We start from the raw sequence: 21,889 nt of genomic DNA, 5'->3' as shown, positions 1-21,889 counted from the left end.
GGACTGTGAACGATTGCGGTTGATCGCAGCCGAAGCCGCCATTGACCACAGATTACTCAGCTCTTACGATAATGCAATCGTTTGCGGCCAAGTGCGCCGCTCTTGCAGGTCTTGCGACGAGGCACAGTTCGACAGGAGGCAGTCGGATGAGGACTTTGCTCAGCGGAGGCGCGGTGGTCGCGCCGGGTCGTCCGGAACTTCTCGGCGGAGGAGACCTCCTGATCGACGGGACGACCATCGCCGAGCTCGGCCCGGTGAGGTCGGTGAGCCGTGACGGCGTGGACCGCGTCGTGGACACGACGGGCTCGATCGTGCTGCCGGGGCTGGTCAACGCCCACCAGCACGACTGGTACCTCTACGGCAAGGGGCTCGGCTGCGACGTGCTGCTGGAGCAGTGGATCACCGGCTGCCTCGTGCCGCTCAAGGACAACCTCGACGTGGACGACCTGCGCGTCGCCGGCGAGCTCGCCGCGCTCGACATGCTCCGCGGCGGGACCACCAGCTCCGTCAACCACCTGGTGAACGAGACGAGGATCGCCGACGAGGAGGCGATCCTGGGCCCGGTGGCCGACGCCGGGGTCCGCCAGTTCTTCGCGAAGGTCATCCGCCCGCACGACGCGCGCAACGACTACGCCGGCGCGCGCGAATCCTTCGAGAAGTGGGACGGCGCCGCCGAGGGCCGGATCCGCGTCGGCTTCGTGCTCGAGGCGACGGCCCACTGGGTCGCGCTCGGCACGAGCTCCGAGGAGATGGTGCTCGGCGGCCACGAGCTCGCCGTGGAGAAGGACACGTTCGTCACCTCGCACATCGCCGGCGGCACCATGTCGCGCGACGAGGGTTACCTCAAGTGGGTGCTGGAAACCGGCCGCACCGACGTGCAGTTCCTGCACCGCCTCGGCGTTCTCGACGACCGCTGGATCCTCGCGCACACCATCCACCCGCGCGGCAACGACCTCGACCTCATCGCGGCCTCGCACAGCACCGTCGCGCACACCGCGAGCTCCGAAGCCGCCCGCGGCGCCGGCATCACGCCGGTGAAACGCATGCTGGACAACGACATCCGCGTCGCCCTCGGCACCGACGGCCCCATGGTCGACCTCACCAACGACATGGTCGAGCAGATCAAGTGGACGCGCCTGCTGCAGAACCAGCTCCACGAACACCCCGGCTCGATCGACCTCGGCAAGCTCGTGACGATGGCCACCGAGGACAGCGCGCACGCCGTCCGCGCCGGCAACTACCTCGGCTCTTTGCGGCCGGGCTACGCGGCGGACATCGCGGTCTTCGACCTCGACACCCTGCACGCGGGCCCGGTGCACCGCCCGCTGGCGACCTTCGTCCACGCGGCGCGCGGGACGGACGCGAAGCACGTCTTCGTGAACGGCGAGCAGTTGCTGGACAACGGCCGGTTCACCCGGGTCGACGAGCTGCACGTCACGGATCTGATGCGCCGGGCCGGTGACCGGGCCCGTGCGTTGGGGCGGCGGGCGGGGTTGCTGCCGGAAGACTGAGCCGCAGCCGAAATCCCGGCCTCGCCACAGTTTTCCGTTGCGAGGCCGCGATTTCGGCTGCGGTCAGACCACACCCCGCGGCAAGATCGCCGACGGCTGAGAGAGTCGACGGTCGAGAACGACCTCGCTGCCGCCGGGACACCCGAAAATGTCGTACCCCCGGACTAGGTTCCTCGCATGGAGACACCGTGCCTGGCCGAAATCACGGCCGACAACGTCGCCGCCGCCTGCCGGCTGGCCGTGGCACCGCACCAACGCGACTACGTCGCACCCGTCGCCCACTCTCTCGCGGAGGCCTACGTCCAGCCCGACGTCGCGTGGCCGAGGGTGGTCTACGCCGGGGACGAACTCGTCGGCTTCGTGATGGGCGCCTTCGACCCCGGCTGCCCGATCGCGTACTTCCGTTGCGGGATCTGGCGGTTGAACGTCGCCGCCGGACAGCAAGGCAAGGGTTACGGACGCTTCGCCGTCGAGGCACTGCTGGAAGAGGCCCGGCGGCGCGGGGCCGAGGCGGCAACGGTGCTCTGGCGGCCCGGCGAGCACAGCCCCGAGCCCTTCTACCGTCGGCTGGGCTTCCGGCCGACCAGCCAGGTGCACGAGGGCGAGGTGGTCGGCCGGATCGAACTCGAAGTCTGACCTTCGGTGCCGAACTCCCGGCGCTACCGGGCTTTCGTTGCGCCGCAGCCGAAGCGGGCGTCAGCTCTTCGCCGCGGCCGTCGAGTCACGGCGGACCAATTCGACCGGCAGCACCACGCGTTTGGCCGGTGCCGTCGGAGAAGCGATGTGTTCCAGCAGCAAGCGGGCGGCTTCGCGGCCGATGTCGTAGTGCGGGATGCGCACGGTGGTCAGCGACGGGCGCTGGCGGTCGACGAACGGCATGTCGTTGAAGCCCGTCACCGACACGTCGCCGGGGACGGTGCGGCCGAGCTCGTCGAGGGCGGAGTAGCAGCCGAGGGCGATGAGGTCGTTGCCGGCCAGCACTGCCGTCAGCGAGGGGTGCGCGGCGAGCAGGCGCAGGGTCGCGGCGTGGCCCGCGGTTTCGGTGAACGCGTCGGCGAACTCGACCGCCTCGGCGGCGGCGGCGAGGCCGGCGGACGTGGTCGCGTCGAGGTAGCCGCGGTAACGCTCCCAGCCCGTGGACAGGTCGCGCGGGCCGGCGACGTGGCCGATGCGCGTGTGGCCGAGGCCGGCGAGGTGACGCACGAGCAGGTGGATGCCCGCGGCGTTGTCGGCCGTGACCGAAGGGATGCCGCCGTTGTCGGTGCGGCGGTTGACCAGCACCGTGGGCACCGAGGACTCCAGCTCGTCGGAGCGGCGGCTGGTGGCCAGGATGAACCCGTCGATCTGGCGGCCGCGCATGGCGGTGACCAATTCGCGTTCGCGGTCCGGGTCGCCGTCGGTGTTGCCGACGAGCGCCATGTACCCGGCGTCCCGCAGACCGTCCTCGATACCGCGGACGATCGGCGGGAACACCGGGTTGCGCAGGTCCGGGATGATGACCCCGGCGACCGACGACGTGCGGGTGCGCAGGCTGCGCGCGGCGGAGTTGGGCGCGTAGCCCAGGGCCCGGGCGGCCTCGGCGACCCGGTTCGCCGTCCGCGCGTTGACCATCCCGCGCGTGGCGGGGTTGAGCGCCCGGCTCGCGGTCGCGGCGTGCACCCCCGCCCGCTCGGCGACGTCCTTGATCGTCGGCGGCCTGTTCATCGTGCCAGCATAGAGTGACCGGACGTCACCAAGAGACGGCGACGTACTTGGACTCGGTGTATTCCAGCAGCCCTTCGTGCCCGCCCTCGCGGCCGAGCCCGCTCTGCTTCACGCCGCCGAACGGGGCGGCCGGCTCGGAGACCAGACCACGGTTGAGCCCGACCATGCCCGACTCCAGCGCCTCCGAAAGCCGCAGGCCGCGGGCGAGGTCGCCGGTGTACACGTAGGACACCAGGCCGTGCTCGGTGTCGTTGGCCAGCCGGACGACCTCGTCCTCGCTGTCGAACGTGACGATCGGCGCCACCGGGCCGAAGATCTCCTCCGCGAGCACGGGCGCGCCCGCCGGGACGTCGGCCAGGACGGTCGCCGGATAGTAGAACCCCGTACCCTCCGGCCGTTTCCCGCCGACCAGCACGCGGGCGCCGGCGTCGACCGTGCCGTCGACCAGCTCGGTCACCTTGTCCACGGCGGCCTCGTTCACGAGCGGGCCGAGCTCGATCCCGGCGTCGGTGCCGGGGCCGACGCGCAGCGCGCCCATCCGTTCGGCCAGCCGCCGGCCGAACTCGGCGGCCACGCCGCGCTGCACGAAGAACCGGTTGGCGGCCGTGCAGGCCTGGCCACCGTTGCGCATCTTGGCGACCATGGCGCCGTCCACCGCCGCGTCGAGGTCGGCGTCGTCGAAGACCAGGAACGGCGCGTTGCCACCCAGCTCCATCGACGTGCTGACCACGGTGTCCGCAGCCACGTGCAGCAGCGCGCGGCCGACCTCCGTCGACCCGGTGAACGACAGCTTCCGCACGCGCGGGTCGTGGACCATCGCCCCGACGACCTTGCCGGACCGCGTGGACGGCACCACGTTCACCGTGCCTGCCGGTGCGCCGGCCTCTTCGAGGATCGCGGCGATCGCGAGCGCGGTGAGCGGGGTTTCCGACGCCGGCTTGAGGATCACGGTGCAGCCGGCGCCGAGCGCGGGCGCGATCTTGCGCGTGGCCATCGCGGCCGGGAAGTTCCACGGCGTCACCAGCACGCTCACGCCGATCGGCTGCCGCAGCACCAGGATGCGGTTGGCGCCGCCCGGTGCGGTCTGCACGGTGCCCGCCACGCGCACGGTTTCCTCGGCGTACCACCGGAAGAACTCGGCGGCGTAGTTCACCTCGCCGCGCGCGTCGGGCAGCGCCTTGCCGTTCTCGCGCACGATCAGCTCGGCGAGCTCCTCGGCGCGGGCGTGCATCAGAGTGAACGCCCGGTGCAGCACGTCGGCCCGGGCCCGGGGCGTGGTCGCGCCCCACGCGGGCAGCGCCGCGGCGGCGGCGTCGACGGCGGCCAAGCCGTCCTCGACGCCGCCGTTCGCGACCGTGGTGATGGGCTCGGCCGTGGCCGGGTCGATCACGGTGATGCGGGACCCGTCGGACGAGGGCCGCCACTCACCGCCGATGAACAACTCTTCGGGGACCTTCACGGTGACTCCTCAGTACGGGTTGGCGACGAACAGGTCCTGCGCCGGGAACTTCGTCAGCACCTCGACGCCGGTCTCGGTGACCACGACTTCCTCTTCGATGCGCGCGGCGGAGAACCCGTCGGTGGCCGGGCAGTAGGTCTCGAGCGCGAACACCATCCCGGGGCGGATCTCGACCGGGTTGCCGAGGCTGTTGAGCCGGGAGATGATCGGCCGTTCGTGCAGGCCCAGCCCGAGGCCATGGCCGAACTGCAGGCCGAACGCGGCCATCTCGCTCGCGAAGCCGAACTCGGTCGCGGCGGGCCAGACCCGGGCGACGTCGTCGGTCCCGATCCCCGGCTTCACCGCTTCGATCGCCGCGTCCATCCACTCGCGCGCCTGCCGGTACGCGCCCCGCTGCACATCGGTGGCACTGCCGACGCTGAACGTGCGGTAGTAACACGTCCGATAGCCGTTGTAGGACTGGATGATGTCGAAGAACGCCTGGTCGCCAGGCCGGATGAGCCGGTCGGAGAAGTTGTGCGGGTGCGGGTTGCACCGCTCCCCCGACACCGCGTTGATCGCCTCGACCTGGTCGGAACCCATTTCGTAGAGCCGTTTGTTGGCCAGCGCGACGATCTCGTTCTCGCGCACGCCGGGCTTGAGCGCCTCGACGATGTCCTGGTACACGCCATCGACCATCGCCGCGGCCTGCGAGAGCAACGTGATCTCGTCGGACGACTTGATCTCCCGCGCGTCGAGCATCGCCTGCTGCGCGTCGACGACCGTGAGGCCTTGGCGCTGCATCTCGAACAGGAACGGCGGCTCCACGATGTCCACGCCCACCGGCGAATCCGCGACGCCGGCCTGCGTGAGCAGGTCCTTGATCTGCGTGACGGCGTCACGCATCAGGCCCGCCTCGGGCGAGATCGCGCCGCGCAGGCCGAGCATGCCGGCGCGGCAGTTCTCCGGCTCGAGCCACGGCGAGTACAGCTGGTGGTGCTTCGCTGCGGAACCGAAGTCCCACAGCATCGGCTCGCCGTCACGGGTCAGCAGCGCGTAGCGGGTCATCTTGTCACCGAGCGCGCCGCCGATCCACGTCTGCGTGGTGTAGCGGATGTTGTAGAAATCGAAGAGAAGGAACGCGCCGCACTCGCCCGCGTCGAGCGAGGCCCGTGCCCGGGCGAGGCGGTAGTCGCGCAGCCGCGCGAAATCCACGCGCTCCTCGAAGTCGACGGCGTTGTGGCCCGGCGCCGGAATCGGCCGACCGTCAGACATCGGTGGGCTCCAGACCGTCGGAGACCTCGGCGTTCTCGGACACCAGCGTGATGCCGGACCGGCGCGCCTGCTCCTCGATCAGCACGGCGAAGTCCTGCTCCACCAGCCCGGCGCCGATCGCGCCGGCCACGATCTGCGCGGTCGCCGAAGCCACCGGCATCGGCGCGTCCAGCTCGCGGGCCGCGGCGAGGCCGAGGTCGAAGTCCTTGCGCAGCAACGGCATCGTGAACGTCGGCGTGAAGTCCAGGTTCACCAGCGCCGGCGTCTTGTAGCGGGAGAAGACCGAGCCCATCACGGAGTCGTTGAGGAAGGTCATGAACGCCTCGCGCGTCACGCCGCCCTTCTCCGCCAGCACCGTGATCTCGGCCAGCGACTGGATCACCACGCCGAGGAAGACGTTGTGGCAGATCTTCACCAGCCGCGCCACCTCGTCCTCGCCGACGTAGGTCACGCCGCGGCCAAGGGTGTCGAGCATCGGGCGCACCTCGTCGAACACCGCGCGCGGCCCCGAGACGGCGAGCGTCAGCTTGCCCGAGCTCACGACCTTCGGGTTGCCGCTCACGGGGGCCGCCAGCAGCTCGGTGCCGCGCTTGGCCGCCTCCACGCGCACGGCGGCCGAGGCCTCGGCGGAGACCGTGGAGGAGTCGATCACGACCTTCGGCGCCTTCGCCGGGTCCGTGAACAGGCCGCCCTCACCCGACGTCACGTGTTGCAGGTCGGCCGAGGCCGAGACCATGGTGAACACCACGGCCCGCCCGGCGAGGTCCACCGGCCGCTCCGCGACGGTCGCGCCGGCGGCGACCAGCTCTTCGGCCTTGGCCCGCGTGCGGTTGTAGACGGCGACGTCGTAGCCGGCCGCGAGCAGCCGGCGCACGAGCGCCGCACCCATGCGGCCGGCACCGATCCAGCCGATCGTGGGTCGGTCGGTGAGGGTCACCATGGTCAGTACCTCCGAAACGTTTGCAATCGTTTGCAACCATCATGCGATGCCAGCTAGGATCCGTCAAGTAGCGAAAAGAAAGCCGAGCTGCGAACGTCCGCAGTCGGCCGCGCCCGAAACGGCTGTGAGACTCTGAAAGGCGGCACCGGCGTGCGTTCGATCAAGCTGGGCACGTTCAGCCCCTCGGTCCTCCTGTCGGTCGCCGCCGCCACCGGCGCGCTCGCCGAGGCCGGGCTCGAGGTCACGGAGGTGCCGGCGAAGACGTCGGCCCACCAGTTCGAGGACCTCTTCGAAGGCCGCCTCGACGCCGCGTTCACCAACCCGGACAACGTGCTGGCCTACCGGTGTGCCCCCGGCAACCCGCTGGGCCGGACCGGCGACGTGCGCGTCCTCGGCGCGGTCGACCGCGGCCTCGGGCTGGGCCTGTTCACCGCGCCCGGCGTCGCCGCACCCGAGCGCGGCAGCCGGCTCGGCGTCGACGTGCCCGGTTCAGGCTTCGCGTTCATCGCGTTCGAGCTCCTCGCGCGCGCCGGCCTGGTCCGCGACACCGACTACGAGGTCGTCAGCCTCGGCTCCACCCCGAAACGCGCGCGGGCCCTGGTCGAGGGCGCCGTGGACACCACCGTGCTCAACGCCGGCAACGACCTCGTCGCCGAAGCCCAGGGTGCCCGGCGCGTCGCGTCGGTCACCGAGATCGGCCCGTACGCCGGGACCGTCCTGTGCGCCACCGCCGACGGGATCGCCGCGCACCGCGACGCCCTCGCCGCCCTGCTCACGGTCACCTCGGCCGTGGCACGGGAGCTCGCGGCGGGCCGGCACCGGGAAGTCGCACTGGCCGCGGTGACCGACCGCCTCGGCCTCACCGGCACGAGTGCCGAGCGCCACCTGGCGATCCTGACCGATTCCGCGGTGGGCCTGGTCCCCGACGCCCGCCTGACCCGCGCGGAGCTCGACACCATCGTCCACCTGCGCAACCGGCACTCCCGTGCCGGGACGCCGGTCACCGCGGAGGAGGCGCTGCGGAGCGGCCTCGTCGACTCCTCACTGATTCCCTAATACGGAGAATGACTGCGATCGTTTGCCATGGCGCTGGCGCCACTGAACACCCATCGATAGAGACGTTCTAGCTGCACCTCTTCCGCAGCCGGCCATCGATCAACATTGACCTCAAGCCCTCCGCCGCCTACATTGCTGCAATCGATCGCAGCTGTGACGCTCGTCTCCGGCGCCCGGGAAGGCTCCCCATGAACAGCTCTCAGAGAACCATCGCGCCCCAGGTCCCGACGGCACGCCGGGTTCCGCTCGCCGTGTCGATCACCGGCTGGACGCTGCTCGTCCTCTCCTACCTGATCAATGCCATGGACCGGCAGGTGTTCTACCCGCTGCTCCCGGAGATCAGCGCCGGGCACGGCTTCAGCCTGTCGCAGGGCGGGCTCCTCGCGACCGGCTTCACCCTCGGCATCGCCCTGGCCGGCCTGCCGGCCGGGTACCTCGTCGAGAAGCTGCCCCGTAAGACGGTGCTCGTGATCAGCGTCTTCTTCTACTCCGCCGGCACCCTCGCCACGCCACTCGCGTCCGGCTTCGCCGACATGGCTGTCTACCGGCTGATCTCCGGGGCCGGCGAAGGCATGCAGGCAACGGCGCTGTACGCGGTGGTCGGCTCGTTCTTCGTGCTGCGCCGGTCGTTCGCCTTCGGCGTGCTGGGCGCGGTGTTCGGCACCGGCGTGTTCCTCGGACCGCTGGTCGGCACCGCGATCGCGCAGAACCTCGGCGGCTGGCACACGCCGTTCCTGTTCTACGGCATCGCGGGCCTGGTCCTGACCGTCCTCATCGGACTGCTGGTCCGGCGTGGCGTGACCGACCTCGACGCCGGTGTCGTGCGCGGAGCCGAGATCCCGACCGACCACGTGCCGAGCTCGCCGTTCAACCGCAACACCGCGATGCTGTGCCTGGCCTGCATCGCCGGCGGTCTCGTGTTCTACGGCTACCTCGGCCTGTACCCGACATACCTGCGTCAGCAGCTGCACTACACCGCGTCCGAGGCCGCGCTCGCGACGAGCGTGATCGGCGCCGGCGCCGCGACGTCGATCCTCACCGGCTGGCTCGCCGACCGCTTCAACCCGCGCACGATCCTGCTCGTCACCTACGCAGGCGTGGCCGTGAGCGCGTGGCTGGTCTTCAACGGCTCCGCGAGCCACGCCTGGCAGTACACGACGTCGTTCATGCTGGCCGTGTTCGTGGCGGGTTCGCTGTTCACCACGCTCAACGCCACCATGCAACGCGCGGTGCGCCCGAACTACGTCGGCCGCGCCGCCGGGATGTTCGTCTCGTTCTACTACGTGGCGGCCGCGTTCTCCGGGCTCCTCTTCGCCTCGCTCGTCGGCTCGCTCGGCTGGCACGGCGCCGCGTTGTGGCAGCTGACCATCCTGCCGCTGGCGACGCTGATCCCGTTGTCGTTCATCGACTCCCGCAAGCTCATCGACCCGCGCCGCGACCGCTGAAAGCGCGGACGCCGGTCACGCGACCCCAAGTCGCGTGACCGGTGTCCGAAAAGGACTCAGCGGCGGACGAGCTTGCGCCCGAGCTGCTTCTCGAGGTGCACCTCGATGAACACCCGCAGGTACGGGTCGTTCTCGTAGCTGGTGAAGGCCGCCGCCAGCTCCGGCTGCTCCTGCTCGGTCAGGAAGACGATGCGCCACGCGTTGAGCGGGTCCTCCTCCGAGCCGCCGACGGAGTGCTCGACGTGGAAGATCGGCTGCCCGGTGCCGGCGGTGAACACCCGGCCGTCGGGCGCCTCGAAGCGCTCCGCGCCGACGAAGAATGCCCGCCGGCTCTCGTGGTCGAGGCGGACGTGCTCGATGATCAGGTCGTAGTTGTCGGGGTCGGCCCATCGCCGCTGCTCCGACACGCGGGTGAAGTCCTCGAACTGCCCGTTGTGGACACTCGGGAACTTCTCGGCGCTGCCGGGCTTCACGACCGTCGGGATGTACACGTCCGGCGCCGCGGCCTTGCGCTTTTCCATGTCCCACAGGTCGGTGCCGGTGTACTGGAACGGCGGGGTCACCTCGTAGCGCTCGCGCAGCACCTCGTTCACCCGCACCGGTGTCAGCTTCGCCGTGGTGCTGCCCGGCGCGTCCCACGCCTGGGTGATGATCGCTTCGTGGTCCATCGGTTGTCCTTTCAGGGAAAGAGAATCCTCAAGCGGGTTGTGCGCCCAGCAGCAACCGGACCTCGGGTGCCACTTCCTGGGCGAAGGCGGCGACCTGGTCGATCGCCTGCTCCTCCGGCCAGAACACGAACGTCGTGAACGGCTGTTCTTCGCCGAGGCGGGCCAGCAGCTCGGCCCATTGCCGCGCCGTGCCCCGCACGGGGTCGGTACCCTCGTCGACGCGCAGCCGGCCGGGGTTCGCGGTGATCGTGCCGACCACCTGCGCGATCCGGCGGACCGCCGAGGGATCCCGGCCCGTGGTCTCGGCCGCGTCGTCGATGATGCGGTTGGCCTCGGCCCACTTCTCGTACGGCAGGTAGGAGGCGATCGGCGCCGCCCACCCGTCGGCGATCCGGCCCGTCAGCGCGAGCGCCTTCGGGCCCTGCGAACCGGTCCAGATCTCGATCGGGTGTGCCGGAGCCGGTCCCGGGTGGGCGCCGGCGACCGAGTAGTACTCGCCGTCGAACCGGATCGGCTTGCCGCCGTCGGCCCACAGCGCGCGCAACACCGTGATCGCTTCCTCCAGCGCGACGTTGGCCTCGGCGGGAGTCCGCCGAGGCACCCCGAGCCGGGTGATCGCGTCCCAGTAGCCACCGGCCCCGAGCGCCAACTCGAACCGGCCGCGGGACACCAGGTCCAGCGCCGCCGCCGTCTTCGCCAGCAACGCCGGCGGACGCAGCGGCAGGTTCGCCACGTCCGGGAAGACGCTGATCTTGTCCGTGTGCGCCAGCAAGTCGCCGGCGAGGACGAACGTGTCGAGGTAGCTCGGCACGTACGGGTGGTCCTGGATCCCGATCAGGTCCAGCCCGCCCGCCTCCGCCGCCCGGGCGAACTGGCGGTTGCCCACCACGTCGTCGATCGGCGTCAGCGAGACACCGAACTGCAGGTCCTTGCTCATGCCACGTGCTCCCGGACGAACGTGCCGATGCGGTCGACCGACGCCGCCGCTTCGGGGAGGAACGAAACGAAGTGCTGCCAGATGTGCGGGGCGCCCTCGGTCTCGACCAGCTCCGAGGCCACGCCCGCCGCCAGCGCGCGCTCGTGGAAGCGGCGCGAGTCGTCGATCATGACCTCTTCGGTGCCGACCTCGAGGTGGATCGGCGGCAGCCCCGTGAGGTCGCCGAACAGCGGCGACGCGAACGGGTCGCGCGGGTCGTGGTCGCCGAGGTAGCCGGCCGCGAAGCCGCGCAGCACTTCCCGGCTGACGAACGGGTCGCGGTCGGCGCGTTCCGCGAACGAGGGCGCCGAGACCGTCAGATCCGTCCACGGCGACACGGGCACCGCCGCCGCGGGCAGCGCCACGGCGAGATCCTTGAGCTTCAACAGCAACGCCAGCGACAGCCCGCCGCCGGCGGAGTCACCGCCGACGGCGATGCGGGTCGCCGGCACCGTGCCGAGCAGCGCCTGGTAGGCCGCTGCCGCCGCGTCGAGCGCCGCGGGAAAGGGGTGCTCGGGCGCCAGCGGGTAGTCCGGCAGGTAGACGGTGCCCCGCGTGGCGGTGGCCAGCCGGGCACCCACTTCCCGGTGGTTGTACGCCGAACCGTCGGTGTAGCCACCGCCGTGGAAGTACAGCAGCGCCCGGCCGGCGACGGAGGCCGGCGTGGTCACCGCGAGCCCCGGGAAGCCCGGGGCCGCGGTGACGAGCGCGTCGTCGGGGACGGGGAACTGCTCGCTCCAACGCCGGTACGCGTCCCGGTGCCGCAGGTGTTCCGGCCGGTCGTCGACGGGCATGCGCTCGCCCATCGTCGCCAGCAGGTGGTGCGCCTCCGCGAGCTCCGCGCTCAGCGAGATCATCCGTTCTCCTGCGGCAGCAGCACCGGCTTCGTCGCGGTGCCGTCCTTCATGGCCTCCGCCGCGCGTTCGACCTCGCTCAGCGGGAAGGTGGTCACGAGCCGCTCGACGGGCAGCCGACCGGTGGCGGTGAGCGTGGCCAGCACCGGCAGGAAGGTCGGCGGGTTGCTCTGCCCTTCGACCACGCCGATCACTCGCTTGCTGTTGTTGACCACGTCGGCCACGTCGATCGGCGCGGTGACGCCGAACGGCGGCACGCCGACCACCGCGGCCATGCCGCCACCGCGCAGGCTCGTGATGGCCTGCACCAGCACCGCCGGCACGCCGCTGCTCTCGACGACGTGGCCGGCACCACCGCCGGTGAGGTCCCGGATCGCCTCGATCGGGTCGGCGGTGCGGGAGTTGACCACGGCGGTCGCGCCGAGCTCGCGAGCCAGCTCGAGCCGCGAGTCCAGCACGTCGACCACGATCAGCTGCTCGATCGGCAGCAGCGCGGCGGCCATCACCGCCGAGAGCCCGACCACGCCGGCCCCGAACACGGCCACCGCGGAAGCGGCGCCCGGCTGCAGCACGTTGAGCACCGCGCCCGCGCCGGTCTGGATGCCGCAGCCCAGCGGTGCGAGCACCGACGAAGGCACGTCGGCCGCCACCTCGGGCACGAGAACAGTGTTGCGCACCCGGGCGAGGGCGTAGGTGGCGAACGAGGACTGGCCGAAGAAGTTGCCGTGCACGATCTCGTCGCCATCGTGCAGGCTCGGGCTGCCGTCGGGCCGGGAGCCGTTGGTGAAGTTGCGCGGCAGGAATTCCACGCACTGCGAGGGCAGCCCGGAGACGCAGCCCACGCAGTGACCGCAGGAGTCGAACGTCAGCATGACCCGGTCCCCCGGCCTCACTGAGGTCACGCCCGAACCGACCTGCTCGACGATCCCGGCCCCCTCGTGCCCGGCCACCCCCGGCAGCGGGAAGGGGAACTCCCCCGCCCGCACGGCGATGTCGGCGTGGCACATGCCCACCGCCTCGATCCGCACCAGCACCTCGTCCGGCGCCGGGTCGGCCAGCTCCAGCGAACGCCGCGTGAACCGCTCCCCCGCCGAGGCGACGGTCATCGCGGAGGTGGTCGTGGGCATCAGGACTCCTCGCCGGCCGGGGCGGTCGCCTGGATCTGCAACGTCAGCTCGGTCGCGTCGCCCATGAGCAGCGGGCCGCCGGGCCGGGATACGTTGCCGGCGACACCGAACGCGGAGCGCGAAACCCGTGTGGTGGCACGGAATCCGACGCGGAAGTTGCCGTAGTGGTCCACGCCGTCGCCGGTGAAGTACAGGTCGAGCGCGACCGGCAGCGTCGTGCCGCGGATCGTGAGGTCGCCGCCTAGGGTGAACCGGTCGCCGTCGGCCTCCAGGCTCGTGGAGGCGAAGGTCGCCTCCGGGTGGTCGGCGACGTCGAAGTAGTCCGCGGCGCGCAAGTGCTCGTCACGCGCCTCGGTGCCGGTGTGCAGCGACGCGGTGTCGATGGCCGCCGTCACCGACGACTTGGCCAGGTCATCGGCGACCTCGACGGTGCCGGAGAAGGCGCCGAACGTGCCGCGCACGCGGGCCGCGACGAAGCGGGTGGAGAACTCGATGGAGGAGTGCACCGGGTCGATCTCGTAGCGGCCGGCCTTGATCTCAATGCTCATCGTGGTGGTTCCTTTTCTCGGTGTGGGAACGGGGAAGTCAGTGGAAGACGCCGTCGTGGACCTCGGCGACGTAGCCGCCGGGGAATTGCAACAGGACGCTGGTGCGGTCCTTGCTCCGGTACGGTCCGGAAAGGACGGTCGCCCCACCGGCCGTGGCCTTCGCGACCGTGGCGTCGACGTCGGAAACCGTGTAGCCCGTGGTGTCGCGGCCGTAGGGGTAGTTCCAGTCGCCGTTGCCGGCCAGCACCACGGTGTTGCCGAACGGGGTCTTGATCCGGACGCGGTGGTAGGTGGTGCCCGGGGCGCCGATCTCGCCGCCGTCGGCGTTGCGGACGGCGGAGATCACCGTGCCACCGGTGAAGCGCAGGTAGGAGGCGAGGAACGCGTTGACCGTGTCCTCGGACAGGTACACGCGGAACTCCGGCTGCGTGATCAGCGGGGTGAAGCCCGACATGTCGAACTGCTTCCAGATCTGGGAGCTGAAGCCGCCCGGGAACCGGACCACGGCCTCGCGCCCGACCGGACCCGTCCACGCGGAGACGGGCACCGTCGCGCCGGCGCGGTGGGCCACCTTCACCGCTTCGTCGGGGTCCTTCACGCCGAAGCCGGTCTGCTCCGAGCCGAACGGGAACGGCACCGGCGTCTGGTAGTCGTACGCCGCCAGCAACCCGACCGGCGAATGGATGATCGAGGCCAGCGCCTTGCTCGGCGTCGGGGTTATCCCGAAGACGTTCTGGCCGTTGTCGGTGCCGCCGAAGGTCGCTTCCCAGCTCTTGATGAAAGCGGGCAGCTTGCCGTGCTGCACGTACACGTGCGACGCGTCGTATTCCACGCCGAACGCCTTGGCAGGCGGGCCGAACCGATCCTGCGAGCCTTCCGCGCTGCCGCTCGACACCGCCACCACGACCCCGGTGACGGCTGCGGCGACCACGCCGAGGATCCCGGCGCGCTTCACGATCCTGCTCTTCATGACGTCTTCTCCTCCCCCGTAGGTGGTCAGTTCTTGGCGTAACCGGCGGCGATCTGCCCGACCAGCACGGCGAACGGCATCTCCAGCGCCGCGTATACGTAGCCGGCCTGCGGGTCGCTGTTGTCGGCGAGGACCTCGACCATGGCGGTGGCGTAGTCGATGGGGATCACGCCCGCCTGCTGCATCCGCAACAGGCCCGCTTCGCGCTTCGTCCGCGAGAACGTGCCCGACGCGTCGATGGCCGCGTAGGCGTCGAAGCCCTCGGCGGTGACACTGATGGCCGGGAACGCGAGGCACACCTCGGTGGACACCCCGGCGAAGATCACCTTCTTGCGGCCGGTCGCGCGGATCGCGCCCTGCACGCGCTCGTCGTCCCACGCGTTCACGGTCGACCGGTCGAGCACCACCACGTCGTCGGGCAGGACCGCGGCCAGCTCGGGGATCAGCGGACCCCACATGCCGTCGGCCTCGGTGGTCGAGACGACGAGCGGCAGGCCGAGCACCTGCGCCGCCTTCGCCAGGCCCACGACGTTGTGCTTCAGCTCCTCCACCGCGATGTCGCGCACGCCGCTGTACAACCCGACCTGGTGGTCGACCAGCACAACCATCGCGTTGTCCCGGGTCAGCCGCTCGATGAACTTGCTCTCAACCATGGGGAACTCCTCCTGAGGCTACTCGGTAAATGTACAGGATGGTCAATTTTTTTGACTAGTTGACCGCGATCACCTTTCGGCGGCCCGGGATGCCGAGCTTCCGGGCGACGGGCCTCAGCGAGAAACCGGCGATCACGGCGATGAAGACGGTGAACGCGCCGGCGAGGACGCCGGTGTAGCTCCGCCAGCCCACCGGTGCCAGGAGCAGAAGCCACTTCTCGGTCAGCGACACGCTCGCGGCCAGGGGGAACGTGAACGACCAGAAGCCCAGCGAGAAGGGCAGCTTCCGGTAGCGCGGCAGCAACATCACCTGCACCAGCAGCACGAGCACGCCGACGCCGGCGATCGCCTGGCCGATCGGGTCCACCTCGAACCCGTGCATCGTGAACCACGCGAGCCCCGCGACGGGCGGTGGTGCGAGCAGGATCGCGGTGGTCGGCCGCAGCGCCTCGGGAAGCGGGCTGTGGAAGCTCAGGCGCTGCACGATGATCGGCGTCATCACCACCGAGAAGAACACGCCGACGGCGAACAGGCCCCACGCCAGCCCGTGGTAGCCCAGCACGTGGGCGACGTCGGCGCCGATCAGGCCCGGCGCGACCGTCGGTAGCAGGTAACCGGCGTGGACGGCTTCCAGGCCGAGGCGTCCTTCGAACCACGACGCGAGGATCCAGGCGGCGAAGACCGCCGACGTGACCAGCGCGAAGAGGTACAGGACCCGCCCGGCCACGGGAGACCACGTGAACAGATCGGAGGCCAGCAGCATCTCGACGACCGGGGCCAGCGAGGCGATCGGCCCCTGCGCGGGGTGGCGCAGGTGGTCGATCAGCTGCTGCTCGCTCTTCGCACCGCGCACGACGTGGGCGATCATCAGCCAGACCCACGAGATCGCCGCGACGGCCCAGAACGCCTGCGGTACCGCGCGGGGCAACCCGAGTGCCGGCGCCGCCCTCGTCCACACCCCGGCTAGCCCGACCAGACCGAAGCTGATCGCGAACGTCGTGAACGGGTAGCGGGCCGGCGCGGTTCTGACCGGCTGGCTGCCGGCGGGGTCGGCCGACGGCGTGGCGGGGACGGTGCTCGTCAACGGGTGCTCCAGGGAAGGATGGGATTCCGGGCCGCCCCCTCGACGGCCCGCAATGTGCCGGAGCCGGTGTCGTCGCCCGGCGGATCCGGCGTTCGTGCTGAGAGTCATCGTGCTCGGATCGGCTTCACTCAGTGCCCGTCAGATGACGGGTCCGGAGACGGTCACCCGTCGCCGTTGATCGACTGGGCCCGATGTGATGACCCCCGGTCGGGCGACAGACGCGTCCGGCGCGCCGCTGCCATGACCGCTGCGCCGACGGAGCGCCTCCACCGGCTGACCGAGGTGACGATCGGCCCGATCCGCCTCGTCGCGCGGGTCGGCGCAGGCGTGCGCCAGCGCGACGTGCTCGCACCGCTGCGGAGTACGGCCGCACCCCGGTGGCCGGCGCGAGGCCGGGCCCAGTGCTCGGCCGGCGCCACGGGGTACGCGGCGGACCGGGCGCGCCTGGTCGAGGTCGTGCGCCTCGACGGGGGTACGGCGGACGGTGAACGTCGAGCGCGAGCCGGAGCTGTTCCGGGCCCTGTGCCGCAGCGAGGCGAGCGCCGTCGTCACGGCGATGGTGGTCGCGCACGGTTCCCCGGCCGGCCTCGAACTGCACGCGCTCGGCGGCGCCTACGACCGTGTGCCGCGCGTGCCGGACGCCGTCCCAGGGCGCGGCGCGGCGTTCCGGCTGACCACCTACCGGTGACCGAGCCGGCCGGTGCCTCCGCCGAGGAATCCGGTCGCCCCGCCGAGCATCGAGCCGGCCCGGAGCCCCAGCCGGTGCTGTGGCGCCGGCTTCGGTGGCACCAAGCGGAAAACGGGCCCTTCGGCCGGTGCGCCGGGATAGGCCGTGAGGTCCCCGCGAGCCGGCACCGCGCAGTCGGCGACCCGCCCCTCGGCGGTCCCGACCAGCAGCCGTCCGGTGCCGGCGAGCGCCAGCGCCAAGCCCGTCGACGGGAGCCCGGCCACGACCAGGGGATGTGTCCAGAGGACATCGCCGGTCGTGACGTCGAGCGCCACGAGCAGGCCGGAGCTCAGGCTCAGGTAGACGATCGCGGCAGCGGCTTCGAGCGCCAGGACCTGGCCCCCGACCACGAACTGCCACCCGACCTCGCCATCCGGCAGCCGGCGCCGCGTCACGAGGGTGGCGCTGTGCCGCGCGTCGGCCACGGGACCCTCGACGTCGAGCTCCGGCCCGGTGCGCGACCACGCGGTCGCGTAGATCAACGCACGACCGTCGAGCTCGACCGCGGCCCCGATTTCCGTCAAGTCCGCGGCTTCTTCCGACGGAGCCACGGGAAACAGCGGCCGCACGGTCGGCTCGTCACGGTCCGGGTCCGCGACCGCGACCCAGCGCACCTTGTCGTCGCCGGGCACTCCGGTGACGTACGACGACAAGGCGCGCCGGACCGGCAACACGGCCCAGCCTTCCGGCCGCTCTCGTCCGTCCGGGGTGAAGGAACCAAGCAGAGAACGGGACTCCGGGCGATCGGGCAGCCGCGAACCGTCCACAGAGGACCACACCGCCACCGCCCCGCCTTCCGACGAGGCCATGACCGCGCCGTCGGCAAGGGCCTCGACACTCCACACCGCACCGTGTTCACGCCACCCGGCGCTCAGGGCCTCGAGGTGCTCTCGCGCACGGGTTTCGTCGCGCGGATCGTCGCTTTCGCGGCAAGGCCCGTCGAGCTCCCGCCACGAGATCTCGCCGTCGCGCACCGCGAGCCAGTCGTCGCGTTCGAGCATCGCGTCGTAGCCGACGGTGTGGGACTCGCGGCCGAGCTCCTCCTCGTCGGCGGGAGCGACGGCGAGATCCAGCACCCGGCCTTCGCGCCACCGGCGCCAGCGTACGGAACGGATCTCCCGGGTGTCGGCGAGTGCGGACACCACGCGGCCGGAGCCGAAGTGCCACAGCAGCAGCTGTCCCTTGTAGAAGAAGCCACCGTCGTACCGCCCGGTCCCGATGGCCAGCACCGGCAGCCGCGGGTGGAAGTCCACGGCGTGCACCGGAAAACGGCTGCGCAAGAGCAGGCGGCAGGTCAGATCCCGAGGGTCGTAGAGGCCGACCACGTGCGGGGACAGCCGGGTGCGCCGCTCCCAGTCCCGCCACCCCTGCCGGCCGGCCACGGCGACGAGACCGTGCTGCTCGCTGTCCGCGACCGTGACCGGGCGGCCGATCTCGGGGAACGGGCCGGCGCCGAACACCCGCCGGACGGTCACCACCGCGCGGTCCCGCGAAGGATCAAACGGACGGCGGAAGGGCGTCGAGCCACGAGCGCGTGAGCTCGGCCCGGTCGGACGTACGCAGCAACGCCGACGGACCGCGCGCGGCCTCGTGGAAGATCGTGCGGGTCCCGCCGTTCGGGGCGTCGAGCAGGAGCCACGATTGGTAGAAGCTCAGTCCGTCGCTCACCGCGGCCCAGCCGAACCGGCTCGGCACGACCAGCTCGCCCACGATCCCGTCGAGGGTGTGCGGCGCCGCCACGACGACGAACCGGCCGCCGACGATCAGCTCCTCGGACACCTCGACCCGGTCCACCCCACGTTGCCACGCCGGCCACTCTGCCACCGCGACGAGCCGGGTGAACACCGCGTCGGCCGGTGCCGCCACGTGACGTTCGTGGCTGACGAAGCTGTCGCAACGGTCCGGCCCCCAGCCGGGCGGCCAGTGGACGTCCGGGTGCACTCCTGCGCTCATACCCCCGAGAGTGGACTTCGCGGGTGGACACAGCACCCGTCACATGACTGGCTTGTCCGACCGGTCCCGGTCGTCGTACGCGGTGAGGGCGTCGCGCAGCGCGGCGCGGGACGTGATGCCCAGCTTGGGGAAGATCTTGTACAGGTGGTCGCCCACGGTCCGGTGGGAGATGAACAGCTTCTGCCCGATCTGCTTGTTGGTCAGGCCGGCGCCGGCCAGCTCCGCGATCTCGCGCTCCTGCGGCGTCAGCGGCGACTTGGCGTCCGGCGCCGACTGCCGCGTGAGCCCGGTCGCGCGCAGTTCGTTGGCGGCGCGGTCCCGCCACGGGACGGCGCCGAGCGCGGCCAGCGTGTCGTGCGCGATGGTCAGCTGTTCCCGCGCCGCGCTCGTGCTCCGCAGGCGGCGCAGCCGTTCCCCGTACGCGAGGCGCACGCGGGCCAGGTCGAACGGCCAGCGGTCCAGCGCGGGACCGGACAACGCCGCCTCGAACCGTTCCCGGGCGGTGTCGTCGTCCGCCGTCAGCGCGGTCGCCGCCGCTGTGACCAGACGCAGGCGGGGCGACAGCTTGCCCAGTCGGGCCTCGCGCAGTGCGGCCGCGTGCGCGCTCGCCTCGGCGCGGCGCCCGGTGAACAGCGCTGCCTCGACGAGGTCCGGTGCCGCCCAGAGCGCGGTCGGCCGGTACCGCGCGAGCTCTCCCGGCGGGCTGACCTGCGTCGCGTGGTGGTAGGCGTCGTCGTACTCGCCGGCGCCGATGTCGGACAGCGCGCGGGCCTGCCACGCGAAGTACGTGATGCCGGCGGCCTGGTGCGCGATGGCCCATCGTGTCATTTCGCCGGTCAGCTGCCGCGCGGCCTCGACCTCGCCGCGGCCGGCGGCGACGAGGGCCTGTACCCAGTGGAAGTACCAATGGAAAAAGCGCAAGCCGTGCTCGGTGCAGACCGCGAGGCCCTCGTCGGCGAACTGCCACGCCTCGTCCCAGCGGCCCGACTGGAAGCCGTCGATCCCCAGGTGCATGAGCGCGCCCAGGTGGCGGCGGGCCGGCCCCTTGCCCGCGTGGCGCGACTGCGCGAGGTGCCGTTCCGCCTCCCGCAGCCGGGGCAGCCGGTCGGCGAAGACGGCGGCGGTGCCGATCCGGATGAGCCGGGTCGGGTCCTCGTCACCGCCCACGGTGTCGATCACGGCGTCGAGCTCGGCGACGTCCTCGTCGGTCGCGCGGGCCGGGTCGGAGAACACGGTCGCGTTCACGCGCAACAGCGGCGGTGGCTCCGGCTTCAGCCGCCCGACCAGGCGGTGGAAGATCTCCCACGCCTGCTGCGTGCCGACGTACCAGCTGATCAGGAGCAGGTTGAGCAACGCCTCGACCAGCACGGCGTCGTCGGCGTCGAACCCGTGATCACCGGCCTCGACGGCGCCGGCGAGCAGCCGGTGGGCGGTGGTGACGTCGCCGTCGGAGTTGATCAGCAGGTGCGCCGCCGCGGCCGCGCCGGGCAGCGAATGCGTCGGAAGGGAACCGGACCGGCGGGCGTCGCCCAGCAGCCGGCTGGCCGTGGCCAGCTCGCCGCCGGCGTCGGCTCCGACGTACGCGGCCTCGGCGAGCCGGCGGCCGCGGTCGGCCGGGTCGGGACTGAGCTCCGCGGCGCGGGTCAGCGCCGCGACCGCGCCCAGTGCGTCGCCTTGCCGCAGCAGGGCCTGAGCGGTTTCGTCCAGCTGCGCGGCGATGTCGGCGTCGACGCCGACGGACGACTCGGCCAGGTGCCACACGCGGCGTTCGGGCGTCGCGACGACCCCGGCCAGCGCGCGGTGGGCCCAGCGCCGTTCGCGTTCCGCCGACGCCTCGACCACCGCGGCGCCGATCAGCGGGTGCCGGAAGCCCAGCCGGGTGCCGCTCACCTGCACGAGCCGGGCGTCTTCGGCCGGGGCCAGGTCGTCGAGGTCGCACGTCTCGCCGCCCGCCGTGCGCAGCCGGGCGACCTCGACGCTGCCGCCGAGCGCCCCGAGCAGCATCATCAGCCGGCAGCGCTCGGGCAGGCCGCGCACCCGCGAAGTGAACAGCACCTGCAGCCGGTCCGACAGCGGCAGGACCTCGGGCAACGTCGTGAAGTCCGTCCGCTGGTCGCCGTCGAGCGCGGACGGCAGCTCCAGCAGCGCGAGCGGGTTGCCCGTGGCTTCGGCGAGCAGCCGGTGCCGCACGGCCGGCGACAGCTCCGGGAAGTGCCGGTCCACGAGCGTGCGGGCCGCCTGCGCGGGCAGCGGCGGCAGCACGGCCTCGGCCAGCCCGCTGTCCTGGAAGAACCCGCGGTCGGCCGAGCGGCACGCGGCGAGGAAGACGATCGGGCTGCCGACCAGGCGGCGGGCGACGAAACCGAGCACCTCGGCGCTGGCCCGGTCCACCCAGTGGAGGTCGTCGATCACGATCAGCAGCGGGGTCTCGGCCGCGACGGCCCGCAGCCACAGCAGCGCCGCGTTCGACACCACGAGCCGGTCGGGCGCCGGCCCGACCTCGAAGCCGAGCGCGCACCGCAGCGCCGTGCGGTGGGTGTCGGTGAGGGCGGCCATCTCCTCGCCGAGCGGGAAGAGCAGCTGGTTGAGCGCGGAGTAGCCGACCTCCGCCTCGAACTGCACGCCCGCCGCCCGCAGCACCCGCGTGCCGCGCCCGGCCTCGCCGGCGGCGAATTCGTCGAGCACGGCGCTCTTGCCGACCCCGGCCTCCCCCACCACGAGCAGGGCGCCACCGCGCACACCGGCGCCTTCGAAGAAGGAGCGGATCGAGGCGATCTCGTCGTCACGGCCGATCAGCGGCACGGGTCGGCCCTCCACTCCCGGAGTCGCCGGGTGCCGAAGCCACCGGTGCTGTCGGCGCTCTCGGAGCTGCCTGCGCCGCCGCGAGCCGCGCCTCGCCTGCCGAAGCGGACGAGCCCGCGGGCCGCTCGGCCGCCCGAGCCGCCGTGCGCGTGTCCGAT

At 71.7% G+C, this 21,889-nt stretch carries 20 protein-coding genes; 5 read left to right on the top strand and 15 right to left on the bottom strand.

Annotated features, from left to right (window positions below; translation table 11 throughout):
• The first annotated feature begins 146 nt into the window (after positions 1 to 146).
• Both AB0H62_RS23045 and AB0H62_RS23040 read left to right on the top strand, forming a co-directional pair.
• The gene (locus AB0H62_RS23045; RefSeq protein ID WP_220239581.1) at positions 147 to 1,511 is read left to right on the top strand and encodes an amidohydrolase family protein; all 1,365 of its coding nucleotides are present in this window, start codon (positions 147 to 149) and stop codon (positions 1,509 to 1,511) included.
• A gap of 177 nt (positions 1,512 to 1,688) precedes the next feature.
• Positions 1,689 to 2,147 carry a GNAT family N-acetyltransferase gene (locus AB0H62_RS23040; RefSeq protein WP_360588043.1) on the top strand — a complete coding sequence of 153 codons (459 nt, stop codon included), beginning with the start codon at positions 1,689 to 1,691 and terminating at the stop codon, positions 2,145 to 2,147.
• Positions 2,148 to 2,207: 60 nt separating this feature from the next.
• Here AB0H62_RS23040 and AB0H62_RS23035 read toward each other — a convergent pair whose 3' ends face one another.
• Genes AB0H62_RS23035 through AB0H62_RS23020 form a run of 4 tightly spaced genes read right to left on the bottom strand, consistent with a single transcriptional unit; the run spans position 2,208 to position 6,868 of the window.
• On the bottom strand, positions 2,208 to 3,215 hold the full coding sequence (locus AB0H62_RS23035) for a LacI family DNA-binding transcriptional regulator (protein WP_220239579.1): 1,008 nt from the start codon (positions 3,213 to 3,215) through the stop codon (positions 2,208 to 2,210).
• A gap of 25 nt (positions 3,216 to 3,240) precedes the next feature.
• On the bottom strand, positions 3,241 to 4,674 hold the full coding sequence (locus AB0H62_RS23030) for an NAD-dependent succinate-semialdehyde dehydrogenase (RefSeq protein WP_220239578.1): 1,434 nt from the start codon (positions 4,672 to 4,674) through the stop codon (positions 3,241 to 3,243).
• 9 nt (positions 4,675 to 4,683) lie between these two features.
• On the bottom strand, positions 4,684 to 5,928 hold the full coding sequence (locus AB0H62_RS23025) for a M24 family metallopeptidase (protein ID WP_220239577.1): 1,245 nt from the start codon (positions 5,926 to 5,928) through the stop codon (positions 4,684 to 4,686).
• Complete coding sequence (locus AB0H62_RS23020; protein WP_220239576.1) at positions 5,921 to 6,868, bottom strand: NAD(P)-dependent oxidoreductase; 948 nt, start codon at positions 6,866 to 6,868, stop codon at positions 5,921 to 5,923. Before AB0H62_RS23020 ends, AB0H62_RS23025 begins: the two co-directional genes overlap by 8 nt.
• 150 nt (positions 6,869 to 7,018) lie before the next feature.
• Here AB0H62_RS23020 and AB0H62_RS23015 point away from each other — a divergent pair, with 150 nt between their 5' ends.
• Together AB0H62_RS23015 and AB0H62_RS23010 are read left to right on the top strand one after the other, a co-directional pair.
• Positions 7,019 to 7,924: an ABC transporter substrate-binding protein gene (locus AB0H62_RS23015; RefSeq protein WP_220239575.1), complete on the top strand. Its 906-nt coding sequence runs from the start codon at positions 7,019 to 7,021 to the stop codon at positions 7,922 to 7,924.
• A 188-nt stretch (positions 7,925 to 8,112) separates the two neighbouring features.
• A complete protein-coding gene (locus AB0H62_RS23010; RefSeq protein WP_220239574.1) occupies positions 8,113 to 9,369 on the top strand; it encodes an MFS transporter in 1,257 nt (418 codons plus the stop codon).
• A gap of 56 nt (positions 9,370 to 9,425) precedes the next feature.
• Here AB0H62_RS23010 and AB0H62_RS23005 read toward each other — a convergent pair whose 3' ends face one another.
• The 8 genes from AB0H62_RS23005 to AB0H62_RS22970 are packed head-to-tail and all read right to left on the bottom strand — an operon-like array spanning position 9,426 to position 16,249.
• Positions 9,426 to 10,037: a hypothetical protein gene (locus AB0H62_RS23005; protein WP_220239573.1), complete on the bottom strand. Its 612-nt coding sequence runs from the start codon at positions 10,035 to 10,037 to the stop codon at positions 9,426 to 9,428.
• A 28-nt stretch (positions 10,038 to 10,065) separates the two neighbouring features.
• On the bottom strand, positions 10,066 to 10,974 hold the full coding sequence (locus AB0H62_RS23000) for an LLM class flavin-dependent oxidoreductase (RefSeq protein WP_220239572.1): 909 nt from the start codon (positions 10,972 to 10,974) through the stop codon (positions 10,066 to 10,068).
• On the bottom strand, positions 10,971 to 11,870 hold the full coding sequence (locus AB0H62_RS22995) for an alpha/beta hydrolase fold domain-containing protein (protein WP_220239571.1): 900 nt from the start codon (positions 11,868 to 11,870) through the stop codon (positions 10,971 to 10,973). The genes AB0H62_RS23000 and AB0H62_RS22995 overlap by 4 nt, the downstream gene beginning before the upstream one ends.
• Complete coding sequence (locus tag AB0H62_RS22990) at positions 11,867 to 12,994, bottom strand: NAD(P)-dependent alcohol dehydrogenase (protein ID WP_220239570.1); 1,128 nt, start codon at positions 12,992 to 12,994, stop codon at positions 11,867 to 11,869. Before AB0H62_RS22990 ends, AB0H62_RS22995 begins: the two co-directional genes overlap by 4 nt.
• On the bottom strand, positions 12,994 to 13,542 hold the full coding sequence (locus AB0H62_RS22985) for a YceI family protein (protein ID WP_220239569.1): 549 nt from the start codon (positions 13,540 to 13,542) through the stop codon (positions 12,994 to 12,996). The genes AB0H62_RS22990 and AB0H62_RS22985 overlap by 1 nt, the downstream gene beginning before the upstream one ends.
• A gap of 37 nt (positions 13,543 to 13,579) precedes the next feature.
• Positions 13,580 to 14,512, bottom strand: a complete 933-nt coding sequence (locus AB0H62_RS22980) for a hypothetical protein (protein WP_220239568.1) — start codon at positions 14,510 to 14,512, stop codon at positions 13,580 to 13,582.
• 26 nt (positions 14,513 to 14,538) lie between these two features.
• Entirely contained in the window at positions 14,539 to 15,165 is a 627-nt protein-coding gene (locus AB0H62_RS22975; protein WP_220239567.1) for an isochorismatase family protein, read from the bottom strand.
• A gap of 55 nt (positions 15,166 to 15,220) precedes the next feature.
• The gene (locus AB0H62_RS22970) at positions 15,221 to 16,249 is read right to left on the bottom strand and encodes a hypothetical protein (RefSeq protein WP_255637843.1); all 1,029 of its coding nucleotides are present in this window, start codon (positions 16,247 to 16,249) and stop codon (positions 15,221 to 15,223) included.
• A 484-nt stretch (positions 16,250 to 16,733) separates the two neighbouring features.
• On the opposite strand from AB0H62_RS22970, the gene AB0H62_RS22965 reads away from it, so the two are divergent.
• Complete coding sequence (locus tag AB0H62_RS22965; protein ID WP_220239565.1) at positions 16,734 to 16,937, top strand: hypothetical protein; 204 nt, start codon at positions 16,734 to 16,736, stop codon at positions 16,935 to 16,937.
• Here AB0H62_RS22965 and AB0H62_RS22960 read toward each other — a convergent pair.
• From AB0H62_RS22960 to AB0H62_RS22950, 3 genes are read right to left on the bottom strand one after another with little or no spacing between them, the layout of a single operon-like run.
• Complete coding sequence (locus AB0H62_RS22960; protein ID WP_220239564.1) at positions 16,928 to 18,451, bottom strand: hypothetical protein; 1,524 nt, start codon at positions 18,449 to 18,451, stop codon at positions 16,928 to 16,930. The two genes, AB0H62_RS22965 and AB0H62_RS22960, sit on opposite strands and share 10 nt — an antisense overlap.
• Positions 18,452 to 18,473: 22 nt before the next feature.
• Positions 18,474 to 18,929, bottom strand: coding sequence for an SRPBCC family protein (locus AB0H62_RS22955; RefSeq protein WP_220239563.1), 456 nt, complete (start codon positions 18,927 to 18,929; stop codon positions 18,474 to 18,476).
• A gap of 39 nt (positions 18,930 to 18,968) precedes the next feature.
• Positions 18,969 to 21,731, bottom strand: a complete 2,763-nt coding sequence (locus AB0H62_RS22950) for a LuxR family transcriptional regulator (RefSeq protein ID WP_266118403.1) — start codon at positions 21,729 to 21,731, stop codon at positions 18,969 to 18,971.
• Positions 21,732 to 21,889 lie beyond the last annotated feature (158 nt).

The sequence above is a fragment of the Amycolatopsis sp. NPDC050768 genome (genome assembly GCF_040654155.1).
GTDB lineage: Bacteria > Actinomycetota > Actinomycetes > Mycobacteriales > Pseudonocardiaceae > Amycolatopsis.
Note: the sequence above shows the minus strand (reverse complement) of the source record. Positions and strands in the feature narration are given on the sequence as shown.